9 protein-coding genes are annotated in these 16,055 nt (G+C 72.7%); 3 read left to right on the top strand and 6 right to left on the bottom strand.

Going from position 1 to position 16,055, the window contains the following annotated elements; translation table 11 throughout:
* Nucleotides 1-189 precede the first annotated feature (189 nt).
* Nucleotides 190-927 carry an MIP/aquaporin family protein gene (locus SSP29_RS26740; RefSeq protein WP_089103337.1) on the top strand — a complete coding sequence of 246 codons (738 nt, stop codon included), beginning with the start codon at nt 190-192 and terminating at the stop codon, nt 925-927.
* A 90-nt stretch (nt 928-1,017) separates the two neighbouring features.
* Complete coding sequence (gene glpK / locus SSP29_RS26735) at nt 1,018-2,535, top strand: glycerol kinase GlpK (RefSeq protein ID WP_089103336.1); 1,518 nt, start codon at nt 1,018-1,020, stop codon at nt 2,533-2,535.
* A gap of 60 nt (nt 2,536-2,595) precedes the next feature.
* Here glpK and SSP29_RS26730 read toward each other — a convergent pair whose 3' ends face one another.
* The 5 genes from SSP29_RS26730 to SSP29_RS26710 are packed head-to-tail and all read right to left on the bottom strand — an operon-like array spanning nt 2,596 to nt 10,542.
* The gene (locus SSP29_RS26730; RefSeq protein ID WP_089103335.1) at nt 2,596-3,201 is read right to left on the bottom strand and encodes a GTP-binding protein; all 606 of its coding nucleotides are present in this window, start codon (nt 3,199-3,201) and stop codon (nt 2,596-2,598) included.
* The gene (locus tag SSP29_RS26725; protein ID WP_150134960.1) at nt 3,182-6,832 is read right to left on the bottom strand and encodes a hydantoinase B/oxoprolinase family protein; all 3,651 of its coding nucleotides are present in this window, start codon (nt 6,830-6,832) and stop codon (nt 3,182-3,184) included. Before SSP29_RS26725 ends, SSP29_RS26730 begins: the two co-directional genes overlap by 20 nt.
* Nucleotides 6,833-6,856: 24 nt before the next feature.
* On the bottom strand, nt 6,857-7,252 hold the full coding sequence (locus tag SSP29_RS26720) for a DUF742 domain-containing protein (protein WP_089103334.1): 396 nt from the start codon (nt 7,250-7,252) through the stop codon (nt 6,857-6,859).
* A gap of 9 nt (nt 7,253-7,261) precedes the next feature.
* Nucleotides 7,262-7,696 carry a roadblock/LC7 domain-containing protein gene (locus SSP29_RS26715; protein ID WP_089103333.1) on the bottom strand — a complete coding sequence of 145 codons (435 nt, stop codon included), beginning with the start codon at nt 7,694-7,696 and terminating at the stop codon, nt 7,262-7,264.
* The gene (locus SSP29_RS26710) at nt 7,693-10,542 is read right to left on the bottom strand and encodes a sensor histidine kinase (RefSeq protein ID WP_089103383.1); all 2,850 of its coding nucleotides are present in this window, start codon (nt 10,540-10,542) and stop codon (nt 7,693-7,695) included. Before SSP29_RS26710 ends, SSP29_RS26715 begins: the two co-directional genes overlap by 4 nt.
* Nucleotides 10,543-10,974: 432 nt before the next feature.
* On the opposite strand from SSP29_RS26710, the gene SSP29_RS26705 reads away from it, so the two are divergent.
* Nucleotides 10,975-11,445 (top strand): hypothetical protein, encoded by a 471-nt coding sequence (locus SSP29_RS26705; protein ID WP_089103332.1) that lies wholly within the window; start codon nt 10,975-10,977, stop codon nt 11,443-11,445.
* Nucleotides 11,446-11,450: 5 nt separating this feature from the next.
* Here SSP29_RS26705 and SSP29_RS26700 read toward each other — a convergent pair whose 3' ends face one another.
* On the bottom strand, nt 11,451-16,052 hold the full coding sequence (locus tag SSP29_RS26700; protein ID WP_089103331.1) for a hypothetical protein: 4,602 nt from the start codon (nt 16,050-16,052) through the stop codon (nt 11,451-11,453).
* Nucleotides 16,053-16,055: the final 3 nt, after the last annotated feature.

Here is a 16,055-nt window from a genome sequence, read left to right as displayed (position 1 = left end):
GGCACTGCGCCATGGGCCGCTCCTGTCTCAAGGCCCGTCCCCCATGGGCGATTCGGCTGCTACGGCACGCTCGTCACTGACGCCGGGCGGGGCGCGGGACCTTCCCTGCCTTCGGCTGACGTCGCCAAGGGAACCGTTCCTGCTCAATGCGCCGGGGTCGATCCCCCGGCCAGCGCCCTGGGAGCCGCCATGAGCAACGGAGACATATTCGTCGGCGAAGTCATCGGCACGGCCATCCTGATCCTGTTCGGTGCGGGTGTCTGCGCCGCGGTCACCCTCAGACACTCCAAGGCCCGGGGCGCGGGGTGGGTGGTGATCGCGTTCGGCTGGGGATTCGGCGTCCTCGCCGGCGCCTACACCGCCGCTCCCCTGTCCGGCGGGCAGCTGAACCCCGCCGTCACCATCGGCATCGCCGTCGACACCGGGAAGTGGGGCAAGGTCTGGGTCTATCTGCTCGGCCAGCTCGTCGGCGCGATGCTGGGCGCCGTCCTGACCTACCTGGTCTACCTGGCCCAGTTCCAGGCCAACGTGCCCGACGAGGAGTCGGGAGAGGAGCCGACGCCGACGCTCGGCATCTTCTCCACCATCCCGGAGATCCGGAACCCGGTCGCCAACCTCGTCACCGAGATCATCGCGACGATCGCGCTCGTCCTGCCGATCCTCGCGTTCGGCCTGACCAAGGGGCTCGGCGAGTCCGGCACCACCGTGCTGGTCGTCTCCCTGCTCGTCGTCGGCATCGGGCTGTCGCTCGGCGGCCCCACCGGCTACGCGATCAACCCGACGCGCGACCTCGGCCCCCGGATCGTGCACACCTTCCTGCCGATCCCCAACAAGGGCACCTCGGACTGGGGTTACGCCTGGATCCCGGTCGCCGGCCCCCTGATCGGCGGGGCGCTCGCGGGCCTGATCTACAACGCGGCCTTCTGACTCGGCGCGGCCTTCCGGCCCGACGCGCCCCCGGCCCGACGCGGCCCTCCCACCCACGCAGCCTTCCGACCCAGCGACCAAGGGGTAGCCATGACGGACACCGCCGAGAAGTACGTCGCCGCAATCGACCAGGGCACCACGTCGAGCCGATGCATCATCTTCGACCACGGCGGCGCGATCGTCGCCGTCGACCAGCGAGAGCACCGCCAGATCTTCCCCAAGCCGGGCTGGGTGGAACACGACGCCACCGAGATCTGGTCCAAGGTGCAGGCCGTGGTGGCCGGGGCGCTCGCCAACGCGGGGCTGCGCCCCGGCCAGCTGAGCGCGCTGGGCATCACCAACCAGCGCGAGACGACGGTCCTGTGGGACCGCGCCACCGGCAAGCCCGTGCACAACGCGATCGTCTGGCAGGACACGCGCACCGCGGCCCTGTGCCACGAACTCGGCGGCAGCGACGGCCAGGACCGCTTCCGCGAGCAGACCGGTCTGCCCCTGGCCAGCTACTTCTCCGGGCCCAAGGCGGCCTGGCTGCTGGACAACGTACCCGGGCTGCGGGACCGGGCCGAGCACGGTGAGATCGCCTTCGGCACCATCGACTCCTGGCTGATCTGGAACCTCACCGGCGGCACCGACGGCGGCCGGCACGTCACCGACGTCACCAACGCCGGGCGCACCATGCTGATGAACCTGGAGACCCTCCAGTGGGACCCCGCCATCCTCTCCGCGATGAACATCCCCGAGGCGGTGCTGCCCGAGATCAGGTCGTCCGCCGAGGTGTACGGCACCGCCGTCGGCCAGCTAGCCGGGGTGCCGGTGGCGTCCGCGCTGGGCGACCAGCAGGCGGCGGTCTTCGGCCAGGCCTGCTACGAGGTCGGCACCGCGAAGAACACCTACGGGACGGGTAGTTTCCTGCTGCTCAACACCGGCGACCGGCCGGTGCCGTCCAAGAACGGGCTGCTGACGACGATGGGCTACAAGATCGGCGGCGAGGCGCCGGTCTACTGCCTGGAGGGTTCGATCGCCATCACGGGCGCGCTCGTCCAGTGGTTCCGCGACCAGCTCGGCATCATCCGCACCGCCGACGAGATCGAGAGCCTGGCGGCGAGCGTCGACGACAACGGCGGCGCCTACATCGTGCCCGCCTTCTCGGGCCTGTTCGCGCCCTACTGGCGCTCGGACGCGCGCGGGGTCGTCACCGGGCTGACCCGGTACGTCACGAAGGCACACCTGGCCCGCGCGGTGCTTGAGGCGACGAGCTGGCAGACGCGGGAGGTCGTGGACGCCATGTACCAGGACTCCGGGGTGCAGATCACCACCCTGAAGGTGGACGGCGGCATGACCGGGAACAACCTCCTGATGCAGCACCAGGCCGATGTCCTCGGGGTACCGGTGATCCGGCCCCGGGTCTCCGAGACGACGTGCCTGGGCGCCGCCTACGCGGCCGGCCTGGCCACCGGCGTGTGGAACGACCTGGACGAGCTCAAGTCGCACTGGCAGAAGGACGTGGAGTGGACGCCCGCCATGGCGGCGCCGGTGCGCGACCGGGAGTACGCGAACTGGCGCAAGGCGGTGGAGAAGAGCTTCGGCTGGCTGGAGGACGGCGAGTAACCACCCCGGGACCACGGCCCGTACCCCGGTCGGCGGGGGTACGGGCCGTGCCGCCGCCGTTCAGGTGGTGACGGACTGCCGGTGGCCCGCCGCGTACGCCATCGCGTGCCGGACGACGCCGATGAGCACCTCCTTGACCGACTCGCGGTCCCGGGCGTCGCAGAGCACGACCGGTACGTCCGGGTCGAGGTCGAGGGCCTTGCGGACCGACTCCACCGGGTAACGGGCCGCGTCCTCGAAGCAGTTGACGCCGACGAGGAAGGGTATGGAACGCCGCTCGAAGTAGTCGACGGCGGCGAAGCAGTCCTCCAGACGGCGCGTGTCGGCGAGCACGACGGCTCCCAGCGCGCCCTCGGCCAGCTCGTCCCACATGAACCAGAACCGTTCCTGCCCGGGCGTGCCGAACAGGTACAGCACCAGGTCCTCGCGAAGGGTGATGCGGCCGAAGTCCATGGCGACGGTGGTGGTGTGCTTGCCCTCGACGCCGGAGGTGTCGTCGACCGGTCGCCCGGCCTCGGTGAGCAGTTCCTCGGTGCGCAAGGGCCTGATCTCGCTGACCGCGCCGACCAGGGTCGTCTTGCCCACGCCGAAGCCGCCGGCCACGAGGATCTTGAGCGTGACGGGCTCGACCGGGGGCTTGCCGCGCTCAGATCGCCCGAAGATCATCGTTTTCTTCTCCTGCTTGATGGACTTGATGGGCTTGACGGACTTGATGGGACCGGGTGCCGGGCGCGGGGCGTCCGTATCCGCCGCCGCCCGGGGTTTCGATGACGAGTACGTCGTCGGGGCCGACGTCCGCGGCATCGCTGCCGCCGAGTCCGGTGACCGTGCCGTCGGCCCGCTCCACCCGGTTGGCGCCGAGTGCGCCGGGTTCGCCCCCGGCCATGCCGTACGGCGGCACGCGGCGGTGCTGGGAGAGGGTGGAGACGGTCATGGGTTCGAGGAAGCGGACGCGGCGGACCGCGCCGTCCCCGCCGTGCCAGCAGCCCGCGCCGCCGCTGCCCGTGCGTACGGCGAACTCGTCGAGGCGGACGGGCAGCCGCCACTCCAGGACTTCCGGGTCGGTGAGCCGGGAGTTGGTCATGTGGGTCTGTACGACGCTCGCGCCGTGGAAACCGTCGCCGGCACCGGATCCGGAGGCGACGGTCTCGTAGTACTGGTGGCGTTCGTTGCCGAAGGTCACGTTGTTCATGGTCCCGGAGCCCTCGGCCTGCACGCCGAGCGCCGCGTAGAGGGCACCGGTGATGGCCTGGGAGGTCTCGACGTTGCCCGCGACGACGGCGGCCGGCGGCTCGGGGGCGAGCATGGAACCTGGCGGTACAACGATGTCGAGGGGGCGCAGGCAGCCGTCGTTGAGCGGGATGTCGTCGGCGACGAGGGTGCGGAAGACGTACAGCACGGCCGCGTTGACGACGGCGAACGGGGCGTTGAAGTTGGTGGCGAGCTGGGCGGAGGTGCCGGTGAAGTCGATGGTGGCGCGCCGGTTGCCGCGGTCCACGCGCACGCGTACCCGGATGACGGCGCCGGAGTCGGTCTCGTAGGCGTACGCGCCGTCGTCGAGGGCGTCGACGACCCGGCGGACCGCTTCCTCGGCGTTGTCCTGGACGTGCCGCATATAGGCCTGGACGACGTCGAGGCCGAACTCCTCGATCATCCGGCCGACTTCGTCGACGCCCTTGCGGTTGGCGGCGATCTGGGCGCGCAGGTCGGCGAGGTTGGTGCGGATGTTGCGGGAGGGGTAGCGGGCCCCGGCGAGCAGCCGGTGCGTCTCGGCCTCGCGGAACCGGCCGTTCTCGGCGAGCAGCCAGTTGTCGAAGAGGACGCCCTCTTCGTCGATGGTGCGGCTGTTCGCGGGCATCGAGCCGGGGGCGATGCCGCCGATCTCGGCGTGGTGCCCGCGGGAGGCGACGTAGAAGAGGATCCGGTCACCCTCCGTGGCGAAGACCGGCGTGATCACGGTGACGTCCGGCAGGTGGGTGCCGCCGTGGTAGGGGTCGTTGACGGCGTAGGTGTCGCCGGGCCGCATCGAGGTGCCGCGGCGGTGGATGACCTCTTTGACGCTGGTGCCCATGGAGCCCAGGTGGACGGGGATGTGCGGGGCGTTGGCCACCAGGTTCCCGTCGGGGTCGAACAGGGCGCAGGAGAAGTCGAGGCGTTCCTTGATGTTGACGGACTGGGCCGTCGACTCCAGTCGGGCGCCCATCTGTTCGGCGATCGACATGAAGAGGTTGTTGAAGACCTCAAGCAGGACCGGGTCGGCTTCTGTGTCGAGATCGGAACTCTGCGTGACCGTCGCGCGTTCCATGACCAGATGCCCGTCGTCGGTCGCCGCGGCCCGCCAGCCGTCGTCGACGACGGTCGTGGCACTGGCCTCGGTGATGATCGCCGGGCCGGTGACGGATTCGCCGGGGGGCAGGTCCTCGCGGCGGTGGAGGGGTACGTCGCGCCAGGTGCCGCCGGTGTGGAGGCGGACGGTCTCCGGTGCGGCGGGGCTGCCCTCGTACGGGGCGAGGGCGGAGAGATCGGGGGGTTCGGTGATGCCGGTGGCTTCCACGGAGAGGGCTTCGACGACGACCGGGCGGTCGAGCGTGAAGGAGTACGTGGCGCGATGACGTTCTTCGAAGGCGTGTTTCATCGCGTCGGGCTCGGTGAGTTCGACGGTGAGGGTGGTGTCGGTGCCGTCGTAGCGGAGCTGGGCGCGGCGGGTGACCTCGACGCGGTCCTCCGGGACGTCCTCGGCGAGGAGCTCGGCGCGGGCCGCGGCCTCCAGGTCGTCCGCGGTCTTCCGGATGCCGGGCATGGCGGCGGGTTCCAAGGGGGCCTCGACGGACTGTTCGCGCATGGCGGTGGTGTCGGCGAGCCCGATGCCGAGTGCGGACAGGACCCCCGCCATGGGCGGCACCAGGACGGTGCGGATGCCGAGCGAGTCGGCGACCATGCACGCGTGCTGCCCGCCGGCCCCGCCGAAGGTGGTGAGGGCGTAGCGGGTGACGTCGTGGCCCTGCTGGACGGAGATCCGCTTCACGGCGTTGGCGATGTTGGCCACGGCGATGCTCAGGTAGCCCTCGGCGACCTGTTCGGGGGTGCGGTCGTCGCCGGTCCGCTCGCTGATCTCCCGGGCGAGCCCGGTGAAGCGGTCCCGGACGAGGCCGGCGTCCAGCGGCTGGTCCCCGTCCGGCCCGAACACCTGGGGGAAGTGGGCCGGCTGGATGCGGCCGAGCATGACGTTGGCGTCGGTGACGGCCAGCGGGCCGCCGCCCCGGTAGCAGGCCGGGCCGGGGTCGGCGCCGGCCGAATCGGGCCCGACGCGGTAGCGGGAGCCGTCGAAGTGCAGCACCGAGCCGCCGCCCGCGGCGACGGTGTGGATGTCCAGCATGGGGGCGCGCAGCCGGACGCCCGCGATCTGCGTGGTGAAGACCCGCTCGTACCCGCCCGCGAAGTGGGAGACGTCGGTGGAGGTGCCGCCCATGTCGAAGCCGATGACCCGGTCGAAGCCGGCGAGCTGCGACATCCGGGCCATGCCGACGATGCCACCGGCCGGCCCGGAGAGGATGGCGTCCTTGCCGCGGAACTGCCCGGCCTCGGCGAGCCCGCCGTTGGACTGCATGAACATCAGCCGTACGCCCTCAAGTTCGTCGGCGACACGGCGGACGTAGCGGCGCAGCACGGGCGACAGGTAGGCGTCGACGACGGCGGTGTCGCCGCGCGGGACGAGCTTCATCAGCGGGCTGACCTCGCTGGACAGCGAGATCTGCGGGAAGCCGGTGCGGGCGGCCAGCTCGCCGATCGCCTGCTCGTGGGCGGGGTAGAGATGGCTGTGCATGCAGACGACGGCGACGGCGCGGATCCCGTCGTCGTACGCCTCCTGGAGCGGGCCCGCCAGGGCTTCCAGGTCGGGTGCGCGCAGGACGGTGCCGTCGGCGGCGACGCGCTCGTCGGCCTCGACGACCCGCTCGTACAGCAGCTCCGGCAGTTCGATGCGGCGGGCGAAGATGCGGGGGCGGTTCTGGTAGGCGATGCGCAGGGCGTCGCGGAAGCCGCGCGTGATGACGAGGAGGGTGCGCTCGCCCTTGCGTTCGAGAAGCGCGTTGGTGGCGACCGTGGTGCCCATCCGTACGGCGTCGACCGGGTCGCCGGAGCCGCCGAGGAGCTCGCGTACTGCGGCCACGGCCGCGTCGGCGTACCGCGCCGGGTTGTCGGAGAGCAGTTTGTGGGTGAGCAGGCGGCCGTCCGGGCGCCGCGCGACGACGTCGGTGAACGTACCGCCCCGGTCGACCCAGAACTGCCAGCCTGTCACGTCACTACTCCGCTTCCGCGCCGGTCACAGCGCCCGGAGGCCGTTGATCACGTCGCGCAGAATACTCTCGTCCACCAGCTCGGCCGGGGGTACCGGCCGGTTGACGTGGACGAGTTCCCCGTCGACGAGGTCGCCGATGAGGACCCGGACCACTCCGACGGGCAGGTCGAGTTCCGAGGCCAGCTCGGCGACCGACTGCGGGACGTCGCGGCAGAGCTCGACGATGTCCACGTGCTCCGGGGACAGCGTCCGGTCGTCCTCCGTGTCGTCCACGTGCGGTTCCGTGACGACCACCGCGATCAGATCGAGCCGGTGCTGGGCCGCACTGGTGGTGCGCCCCCGTGTCATGGCGTACGGACGGACGACCGGTCCGGCCTCGTCGTCGAACCAGTGACTTCTTCCCTGACCGTCTCCGCTCATGTCATCCCACTACCCGCCCGAGGGCAGATCGGTGCGCGGAACGGACCCCAGATGTACGCCGACCCGCTTGACCAGCAGCGTCATCTCGTACGCGACCTGGCCGACGTCGGAGTCGGCGTCGGAGAAGACGGCGAGGCAGCTGCCGTCGCCGGCGGCCGTGACGAACAGGAAGGCGTCGTCGAGCTCGACGACGGTCTGCCGGACGCTGCCCGCCTCGAAGTGGCGGCCCACGCCCTTGGCGAGGCTGTGGAAGCCGGAGGCCACGGCGGCCAGGTGCTCGCTGTCCTCTCTGGTGAGGTCCTTGGAGACACCGGTGGGCAGGCCGTCGCCGGAGAGCACGACGGCCTTGCGGATGCTGGCGACCCGGTCCACGAGGTCGTCCAGCAGCCAGTTCAGCTCGCCCTTGTTCGTCGCCGTGTGGCCGGTCGCCTTCGGATCGGTCATCGACCGTCCCCCTTAGTCGTTCCTTGTGCTGTGCTGTTCCGGGAACCGTCGTCCTCACCGTTCTCCACACGGCCGCGCTGCCAGCCGCGCTGGAGCGAGGCCATGCGGCTGCGTACCTCGTCGGCGTCACGCTCGACGGGGTTCGGCTCGCGCACGGCGGGTGCTGCGGGTTCCTGTCGCAGCTGTGGGGCCAGGTTGGCCTGCCGTACCCGCCTGGGCAGCGGCCGGGTGCCGGACGCGGCTTCCGGGGATGCGCTGCCGAGGGGCGGGACGGAGTCGTCGGTGCCGCTGCCTGCGGTGATCGCGGAGCGGCGGGTGCGCCGGGGCAGGGCGGGGGGTCCGGAGGGTTCGTCCGGACCGCCGGCCTGGGGCGCCGTGGGTTCCTCGACGCGGTCGGCCGAGCCGATGACGCGGTGCGAGGACGGGTCGGTGCGGCGGCGGGAGGGCAGCGGGGCGAGTCCGCCCGGTTCGGGGCGGCCCTGGTCCGCCCGGTCCCGCTCGCCCCGGTCCTCCCGGCCGTCCGGTTCGACGCGGCGGGAGCGCTGCTCGGTGACGGGCTTGCCGTGCGAGCTGACCAGCTTGGGCGTCCGCCGTCTGGGCAGCGGTACCGGGCCGCCGGGGTGCTCGTCGCCGAAGCCGTCCGCCGTCTCGCGGGCCGGCTGATGAAGTTCGGTCACGGCGGGCGTGGTGTCGTCGGCGCGGGCGAGGGAGCGGCGGGGGCGGAACAGCCCGCCCCGCTCGCTGTCGTCGTCGGTGAGCGCGCCCGGGAAGTCGTCCAGGGCGTCCAGGGCGACGGGTGCCTCCAGCTCGACCGGGCCGTCCAGCAGCGCGGCCGGCAGCCCGGGCCGCTCTGCCGCCACCTGGCCCGGCGAGGTGACGCGGCCCTGCTCGGCTTCGGCCTCCCTGGCCGGGCGGGTGCGGTCGAGGCGGAAGCCGACCCCGTTGGTGTCGGGGACGTCGTCGGTCAGCAGTACGTCGGGGAGGAAGACGACGGCCGTGGTACCGCCGTAGGGGGACGGCTGGAGCGAGACGCGGACGTTCTGGCGCTGGGCGAGACGGCTGACCACGAACAGGCCGAGCCGGTCGGTGTCGGAGAGCTCGAACTCGGGCGTCTCGGCGAGCCGCAGGTTGGCGTCCAGGAGTGCCTCGGCCGCCATGCCGAGACCCCGGTCGTGGATCTCCAGGGTGAAGCCGTTCGCGACGCGTTCGCCGAGGACCTGCACGGCGGTGTGCGGCGGCGAGAACACCGTGGCGTTCTCCAGGAGTTCGGCCACGAGGTGGGTGAGGTCGGCGACGGCGGGGCCGGTGACGGCGACGCGGGGCAGCCGGCGGACCTCGATGCGCTCGTAGTCCTCGACCTCGGCCACGGCGGCACGCACCACGTCCATGAGCTGGATGGGCCGGCGCCACTGCCGCGAGGGGGCGGCGCCGGAGAGGATGACCAGGCCCTCGGCGTGCCGGCGCATCCGGGTGGTGAGGTGGTCGAGGCGGAAGAGGTCGGCGAGCTCGTCGGTGTCCTCGGTCCTGCGTTCCATGGTGTCGAGCAGGGTGAGCTGCTTGTGCAGCAGGACCTGGCTGCGGCGGGCGAGGTTGACGAAGACCTCGGAGACTCCGGAGCGCAGCTCGGCCTGCTTGACGGCGGCCTCCACGGCGGCGCGCTGCAGGGTGTTGAGGGCCTGGCCGACTTCGCCGATCTCGTTCTTGTCGAACTCCAGGCGCGGGACCTCTGTCTCCACGTCGACCTGTTCGCCCGTGGACAGCCTGCGCATCACGCTCGGCAGCCGGACCCCGGACGCCTCGTGCGCCTCCTGGCGCAGCAGCCGCAGGTCGCGGATGAGACTGCGGCCGACCCGGACCGACACGACCAGCGAGAACAGCACGGCGGCCAGACCGAGGACACCGACGACGGACGCCTGGACGAACTCGTTGACGGCGACGGGCCGGATGCGGTCCTTGAAGCGGTCGCCGACCTGGTCGTCGAGGATGCGCAGTTCGTCGAGCACATTGCCCGCGGTGGTGTCCCAGCTCTTCGCGCTGACGTCGTTCGGCATGCCGGATCCGGCGGCGACGACGGACCTCTCGGCGGCCAGCAGCGGAGCGGTGGTGGCGCTCTTCCAGAAGCGGTCGAAGCGGTCGCGTTCGCCGGCCGGCACCAGCGGGAGGCTGATGTCGTAGAGGAGGGTGCGCTGGGCTATGAGGTCGGAGATCTCGCGGGTCTCCTCGCGGGAGACCTTTCCGACGACCAGGGCGGAGCCGAGCAGGGCGTCCTCGCGGGAGACGAGCTCCCGGGCGCGGGTGATGTTGACGAGGGCGCGGGCCTGCTTGTCGATCCCGACGTCGTCGGTCCCGTCGAGGGAGCCGAGCAGCGTGTAGCAGGGGTCGACGACGGCGTTGTAGAGGGCGAGGGCCTGGGCACGGTCCACGGTGCCCTGCTCGACGCTGCGCCGCAGGGGGTCGATGCCGTCGAGGCCGTCGAGTTCGGCGGTGAGGCGTTCGCTGTCGTCGGCGTTCAGGCCGTCGCGTACGTGCTGTTCCCGGGCGTTCTTGCGGAGTTGGGCCACGGTCTCGTCGGTGGCGGCACGCGTGCGGTTCAGGGCGGTGAGCGCGTCGGACGCCCGCGGGTCGGCGAGATAGACCAGGGTCTGCCGGCGTTCCTGCTGGAGAGCGCGGACCGCGTCCTCGGTGGGGTAGCCGATGTCCTCGACGATCGACGACACCTGGAACATGTGGGTGACTTCGCGTCCCGTGAGCACGGCCGCGAAGCCCCAGACGGCCGTCAGGGACACCAGCGGCACGAGAAGCAGCGCCACGATCTTCCGGCGGATCGACTTCCCGCGAAAGCGCATGGCCTCCCCCAGCTCGACCCCCGCCGGCCGGGGGTACACATGTACGTCAACAAACGGCGCGAGCCTACTACCGTCACAGGGATAACTCGAAGAACTGTCCGGACGGTGAACTTCCGCCTCGGTGCCGTGACATGGCGGACAGACAGGATGAGTTGTCCGGGCATTGCGGGAGATTGCCACCGCGATCGCGCCGACTTCACGCGAGTGGGGCGGGAACGGCACGAAGGATCAGTTGGCCGGAATTTTTCCCCGGTTGGGAATCATCGGGCGAGTTCGTTCGTCCTTGTAGACGGGTGATGGGTGCGGATTCGGCCACAGGAGCCGCGTCTCCCATCCGGGCGGCGTAAAACAGCGCAAGCCGGGCAGCCAAGGGGAGCCGGGGTCGTCGGACACCGGTGCGAGGGCTTGCCGGCGGTGGGGAGTGACACGTTGATGGGGACGGCTCAGCGGCGCATGGCGCCCGAGGACGGTACGGCGGCGCGCCCGACGTTGCGGCAACAGCAGCCGCAGTACCGGCCGTTGTGGGTCGAGGAGCCTGCCAAGCGGTACCGGATGCCGGATCCGGTGCGGACGTCGGCGGTGCGGGCGGTGATCATCATCGCCGTCACGCTGACGCTGGCCATGGTGGCGTTCTTCTGCACGATGGCGGAGTCCTGGCTGGCGTTCCCGATGGTAATCAGCAGCGTGGCGAGCACGGTGGTGGCCACCTGGAGCGCGGTCGACGTCCTGGTGACACGTCAGGTGTGGAACCAGCGCAACGGCGTGGTCTCGGAGCCGAGCAGCACGGCACGCACGCTGCGCCGCGAGCGGCGCGCGGCCCGGCGGCAGGAGCGGGCCGCCGCTCGTGAACAGGAGCGGATACGGCGGCGGGGCGGCCAGGCCGGTCAGCTGACACACCCCTGAGGCCGTCAGGCCGACGGCTTCTTGAACATCCGGGTGGCGGTGATCTCGCTGCGCACGGCCTCTCCCGCCTGCGGCTGCTGCGGCAGCCCGGGCCGGAGATGTTCCTCCACGCTGATGTACTTCAGGCCGGCCCTGAGGTCCGCGTCGTTCCGCAGCCGGATGACCAGCGGGAACTCGGCCAGCGCCGTCGTGTCGAACAGGCCGGTCGTGTACAGCAGTTGCACGCCCAGCGCATCCGACACGGCCCGCTGGAGCTCCAGCAGGTAGGTCGCGTTGGCGCGCCCGATGGGGTTGTCGAGGAACAGCGTCCCCGCGTGCCGGTGCTTGTCCCGCCCCCGGTCGTTGGACCGTAGGGCGGCCATCGTGCAGTACAGCGCGATGGCCGCGGTCAGCAGCTGGCCACCGGAGAACACGTCCCCCATCTGCCCCACCGGCACCCGCTCGGCGCGCAGTACCGCGTCCGGCTTGAGGATCTCGACGGCGACGCCCTTCGGCTGGAGCGCGGCCGCGACTCCCCTCAGCAGCAGGGACATTCCGTCCCGCCGCAGATCGGAGTTCTTCTTCACGGCGGCCCGGGTCGCCTCGTCGACGACCTCGCCGAGCCGCTCGGTGAGCGTGGCCTGGTCGGGTTCCTCGAAGCGGATGCGGAGGAACTCCTGCCCGGACCACTCGCCGAGCCCCTCGGGCAGCCGGGAGAGCCGCTGGGCCGAGCGCAGGGTCGCCAGCGCGGACTCGACGAGCCCCCGCAGCCGGTCCACGATCGAGTCCCGGTTCCGTTCCAGCTGGGCCAGTTCGTCGGTCAGCACCCGTAGCCGGGGCGCGAAGGCGTCCGCCCACTTCTGGGCGTGCTCGGGCAGCGCGGAGGCGGGCAGTTCCCGGATCTGCTGGCGCGCGGGGGTCCGTACCGCCTCGTACCGGGTGGCGTTGGCGTGCCGTACAAGGACGTCGCTCGCCTCGCGGACGGCGGCCTCGGCGGCGGACAGGTCACCGGCGCAGCCGCGCAGCGACCTGCGGGCCTCGGCGGCGGAGTGCCGGGCCTCCTCCAGGCTGCCGGGGTAGGGCTCGGGCTCCTCCTGCTCCTCCTCGGCGGTGTGCTCGCGCAGCAGGTCGCGGAGCATGGCGGCGATCTCCTCGATGCCGCCCGCCGCGTCCTCGGCCGCGCGGTGCGTGTCCAGCAGGTCGGCGTGCGCCTCCCGGGCCTGGGCCAACGCCTCGGCGCGTGCGGCCAGTTCGGCCGTCGCCGTGCGCAGCAGCGCCTGTGCGTGCTCGGCGTCGCGCGGCTGGAGCTCCTCGGGCAGTTCGGTGTGCGCCTCGCCGTCCTCGGGGGCGTGCCGCTCGGCCTCGCCGCGGAGCCGCCCGAGCTGCTCGCTCGCGGTCGACATGCGGGTCTCCAGGAGCTGCACCAGTTCCTCCGCGCGGGCGGCGGCGGCCTGCCGGGAGGGGCCGTCGGAGCCGTCGGGCGACTGGAGCAGCTGCTCGGCGCGGGTGCGGACCTTGTTGCTGAGCCGCTCCAGTTCCGCGAGAGCGGCGCTCTCGTCGCTCTCCGAACGGGCCTGCTCGGCGCGCAGGTCGGCGCCGACGCCGACCTTCTCGTACACCTGCGAGGCGGCCCGGTAGGCCTCGCGCAGGGCGGGCAGCGAGGACGAGGACCTGGCGGCGTCCGCGTCGGAGTCGGGCAGGTCGTCAGGGGCGCCGGCGATCTCGGAGCGCTCGGCGCGCAGCGCTCGGGCGGTACGGCGGGCGTCGTCGGCGGCGCGCTGGGCACCGCGCCGGTCCTCGTCGGCAACGCGGGCGCGCTCCAGGCAGGACTGGGCGCGGGCCTCCGACTCGGCGGCCTCGTCGGCGAGTTCGCGCACCCTGACCTGCCAGCCGGCCCGCTCGCGCAGCCGGAACGCCAGACCGGCGAGGGCGTCGGCCGCGCGCCGGGCCCGCTGGGCGGCCTCCTGCCGTTCGTCGCGCACCTGCGCGGCCTCGGCGGCGGTCTCCTCGGTCTCCGCGCGCACGGTCCGCGCCTCGGCCAGCTCCGCCTCGGACTCCTCCGCGAACACCCGCGCGTCCCGGGCCTCCTGGGCCAGCTCCACGAGCCGCCCGGCCGGGCAGCCGGTGCGCCAGGAGGCGAGCCGCGCGGCCAGCTCGCGGTCCTTGCCGAGCCGCGCGGCGAGGGTGCGGATCTCCTCGTCCCGCTCGGTGGCCCGCGCGCGCAGGGCCTGCCGCTCCTCGTCGGCGGCGTGCTCGTCGTGCATGGCGGGGTTCGGCGGTACGAGGAACACGTCGCCCGGGGTGGCGTCGGCGGCCGGGGTCGGCGCGAGCAGGGCCGCGGCGGTGCCGACGGCCACGGCGGAGCGCGGCAGCAGAGCCGCCTCGCCGAGTGTCTCGCGGGCACGGGCGTGCGTGTCGGGGTCGGTGATGATGACGCCGTCGACGAGTTCGGGGCGGGCGGCGAGCACGCGCGCGTGGTCGGCGGGGTCGACGGCCTGCGCGAGGTAGCGCCAGCCGGGCAGTGCCGGGATGCCGTGCTCGCCGAGGAACTCGACGGTGGCGAGGACGTCGGGGCCGGGCGGCAGCAGTCCGCCGTCGCCGAGGGCGCCGAGGATCCGGGAGTCGTCGGCGGCCGCGGTGCGCAGCTCGAACAGGTGCCGCTCGGCGGAACCGACGGCGTCGTCCAGCAGCTCCCGCAACTCGTCGGCGAACCGGTCGAGTTCCTCGGGGGTGAGCCTGTCGTCGCCGTCCTCGTGGCGGGGCCGCGGGACGGCGGTGCGCGAGCCGGTGAGGCCCAGCAGCTCGGTGAGGCTCTCCTCCGCCGCCAGGCTCTCGGCCAGGCGTTTCTCGGAGTCGTACGTCCGCTCGGCCGCCGTCGCGGCGTCGGCCGCGCGGGCGGCGGTGAGTTCGGCGCGGGACTCGGCGGAGGCCGCCTCGCGCGCGTGCTCGCTCGCCCTGCGGGAGGCCTCGCGGGCGGTGTCCCAGGCGGCCACGGCCGTCTTCTCGGCGTCGCTCGCCGCGAGCGCGGCCCGGGCCGGGTCGGCGTCCGGGGCGCTGTCGTCGAGCCAGCCCGCGCGGACCGCCTCGGCGGTCTCCTGCTCGACCTCGCCGAGCCGCTGCCGCAGATGCCCGGCCTCGCTGCGGGCGCGCTGCGCCCCGGTGGCGGCCGAGGTCGAGTCCCGGTACGCGGAGTCGCTGACCTCCTGGAGCGCGGCGGACCGCTCCTCCTCCTCGTTGGCGAGATGCTCGGCGCGCTCTGCGGCCGTGTGCAGGGCCCGTACGAGCTCGACGGCGGCCTTGGCACGGGCGGCGAGGGCAGGGGCCGCGTCCCGCTCGGCCTCCTGGATGGCGGCGGCCACGCGGGCGACGCGGTCGGCAGCGGCGCGGTGGCGCAGCGCGGCCTCGGCGGCCTGCCAGGCGGAGTGCAGGGTGCGCGCGTCGGCCAGCTCGCGCTTCTGCGCCGCGGCGGACTTCTCGCCGGCGGCCAGCGCCAGGGAGGCGTGCCGGTAGGCGAGTTCGGCGGCGATCAGCGCGCTGCGCTCCCGGGCGCCCTCGGAGTGCGTGACGGCGTAGGCGGCGGCCGTGACCCGCTGGGCGAGGTCTGCGGCGCGCAGCCGCTCCTGCGCGCCCCGCGCGGACAACCGCCGCGCCAGCGTGCGGGTACGGCGCTCGGCGCCCGCGTGGATGTCACGCGCGCGTGACCGCGCCTCCGCGGCCTCCACGATCCGCCCGAGCAGGTCCACCGACCCGGCGGTGAAGTCCCGCTCGGCGATCAGCTCGGCTCGCCGCCCCAGCTTGTTGCCGAAGCCGCCGACCAGGTCGGCGAGCCCGTCCGTGTCCCGGGTGTCGGTCACGGCCCGCAGCAGCAGGTCGGTGAAGTCGGAGTCCTTCTTCACCGCGAAGAGGCCGGCGGCCTCGCCCTCGTCGGCGTTCATCTCGCGCTGGTAGCGGAAGAGTTCGGGGTCCAGGCCGAGTTCGCCGAGGTGCTCGATCCAGCGGTCGTGGATCTCCTCCCAGTGCACCTCCAGATGCGGATAGAACTTGCCCGCCTCGGTGATGGCGTCCCGGAAGCCCTTCATGGTGCGCCGCCGCCCCTGCGCGCCGGAGGCTCCCTCTGCGGACGGCCGTACGGCGGTGGACTCGGCGACCGGCAGATTGTCCAGCGACAGCCCGGGACCGGGACGGAACGAGTACCAGGCCTCGGCGAACTTCCGCGGGTCGTTGGAGACCTGCCGCCCCCGCCACTCGCTCACCTTGCCGACGACCACGCACTCGCCGGTGAGCGTGTGCTGCCACTCCAGGGCGACGTGTCCGCAGTCGTCGGCGAGCAGGAACTTGCGCAGCACGCCGGAGCTGGCGCCGCCCAGGGTGTTGCGGTGCCCCGGCAGCATCACCGAGAAGATCAGCTTGAGCAGAACCGACTTGCCGCCGCCGTTCTCCAGGAAGAGCACGCCGGCGGGCGCGGGCCGGCGCGGCGGGCCGACCGGCTCCTCCTCGAAGAACTCCGCCTGGGTCGGCGCGGGGTCGGGCACGGGCTCGCCGACACCACGCAGGTCCAGCACGGTGTCGGCGTAGCGCGCACCGGCCGGCCCGATGGAGTAGAGGCGGACCCGGGACAGCTCGTACATGGC

Source organism: Streptomyces hyaluromycini (assembly GCF_002217755.1).
Classification (GTDB): Bacteria; Actinomycetota; Actinomycetes; order Streptomycetales; family Streptomycetaceae; genus Streptomyces; species Streptomyces hyaluromycini.
Note: the sequence above shows the minus strand (reverse complement) of the source record. Positions and strands in the feature narration are given on the sequence as shown.

Coding starts and splice junctions, on each gene's coding strand:
- SSP29_RS26730 (WP_089103335.1), bottom strand. CDS start 3,201: ATGATCTTCGGGCGATCTGAGCGCGGCAAGCCCCCGGTCGAGCCCGTC.
- SSP29_RS26710 (WP_089103383.1), bottom strand. CDS start 10,542: ATGCGCTTTCGCGGGAAGTCGATCCGCCGGAAGATCGTGGCGCTGCTT.
- SSP29_RS26700 (WP_089103331.1), bottom strand. CDS start 16,052: ATGTACGAGCTGTCCCGGGTCCGCCTCTACTCCATCGGGCCGGCCGGT.
- SSP29_RS26740 (WP_089103337.1), top strand. CDS start 190: ATGAGCAACGGAGACATATTCGTCGGCGAAGTCATCGGCACGGCCATC.
- SSP29_RS26715 (WP_089103333.1), bottom strand. CDS start 7,696: ATGACCGATCCGAAGGCGACCGGCCACACGGCGACGAACAAGGGCGAG.
- SSP29_RS26705 (WP_089103332.1), top strand. CDS start 10,975: ATGGGGACGGCTCAGCGGCGCATGGCGCCCGAGGACGGTACGGCGGCG.
- SSP29_RS26720 (WP_089103334.1), bottom strand. CDS start 7,252: ATGAGCGGAGACGGTCAGGGAAGAAGTCACTGGTTCGACGACGAGGCC.
- glpK (WP_089103336.1), top strand. CDS start 1,018: ATGACGGACACCGCCGAGAAGTACGTCGCCGCAATCGACCAGGGCACC.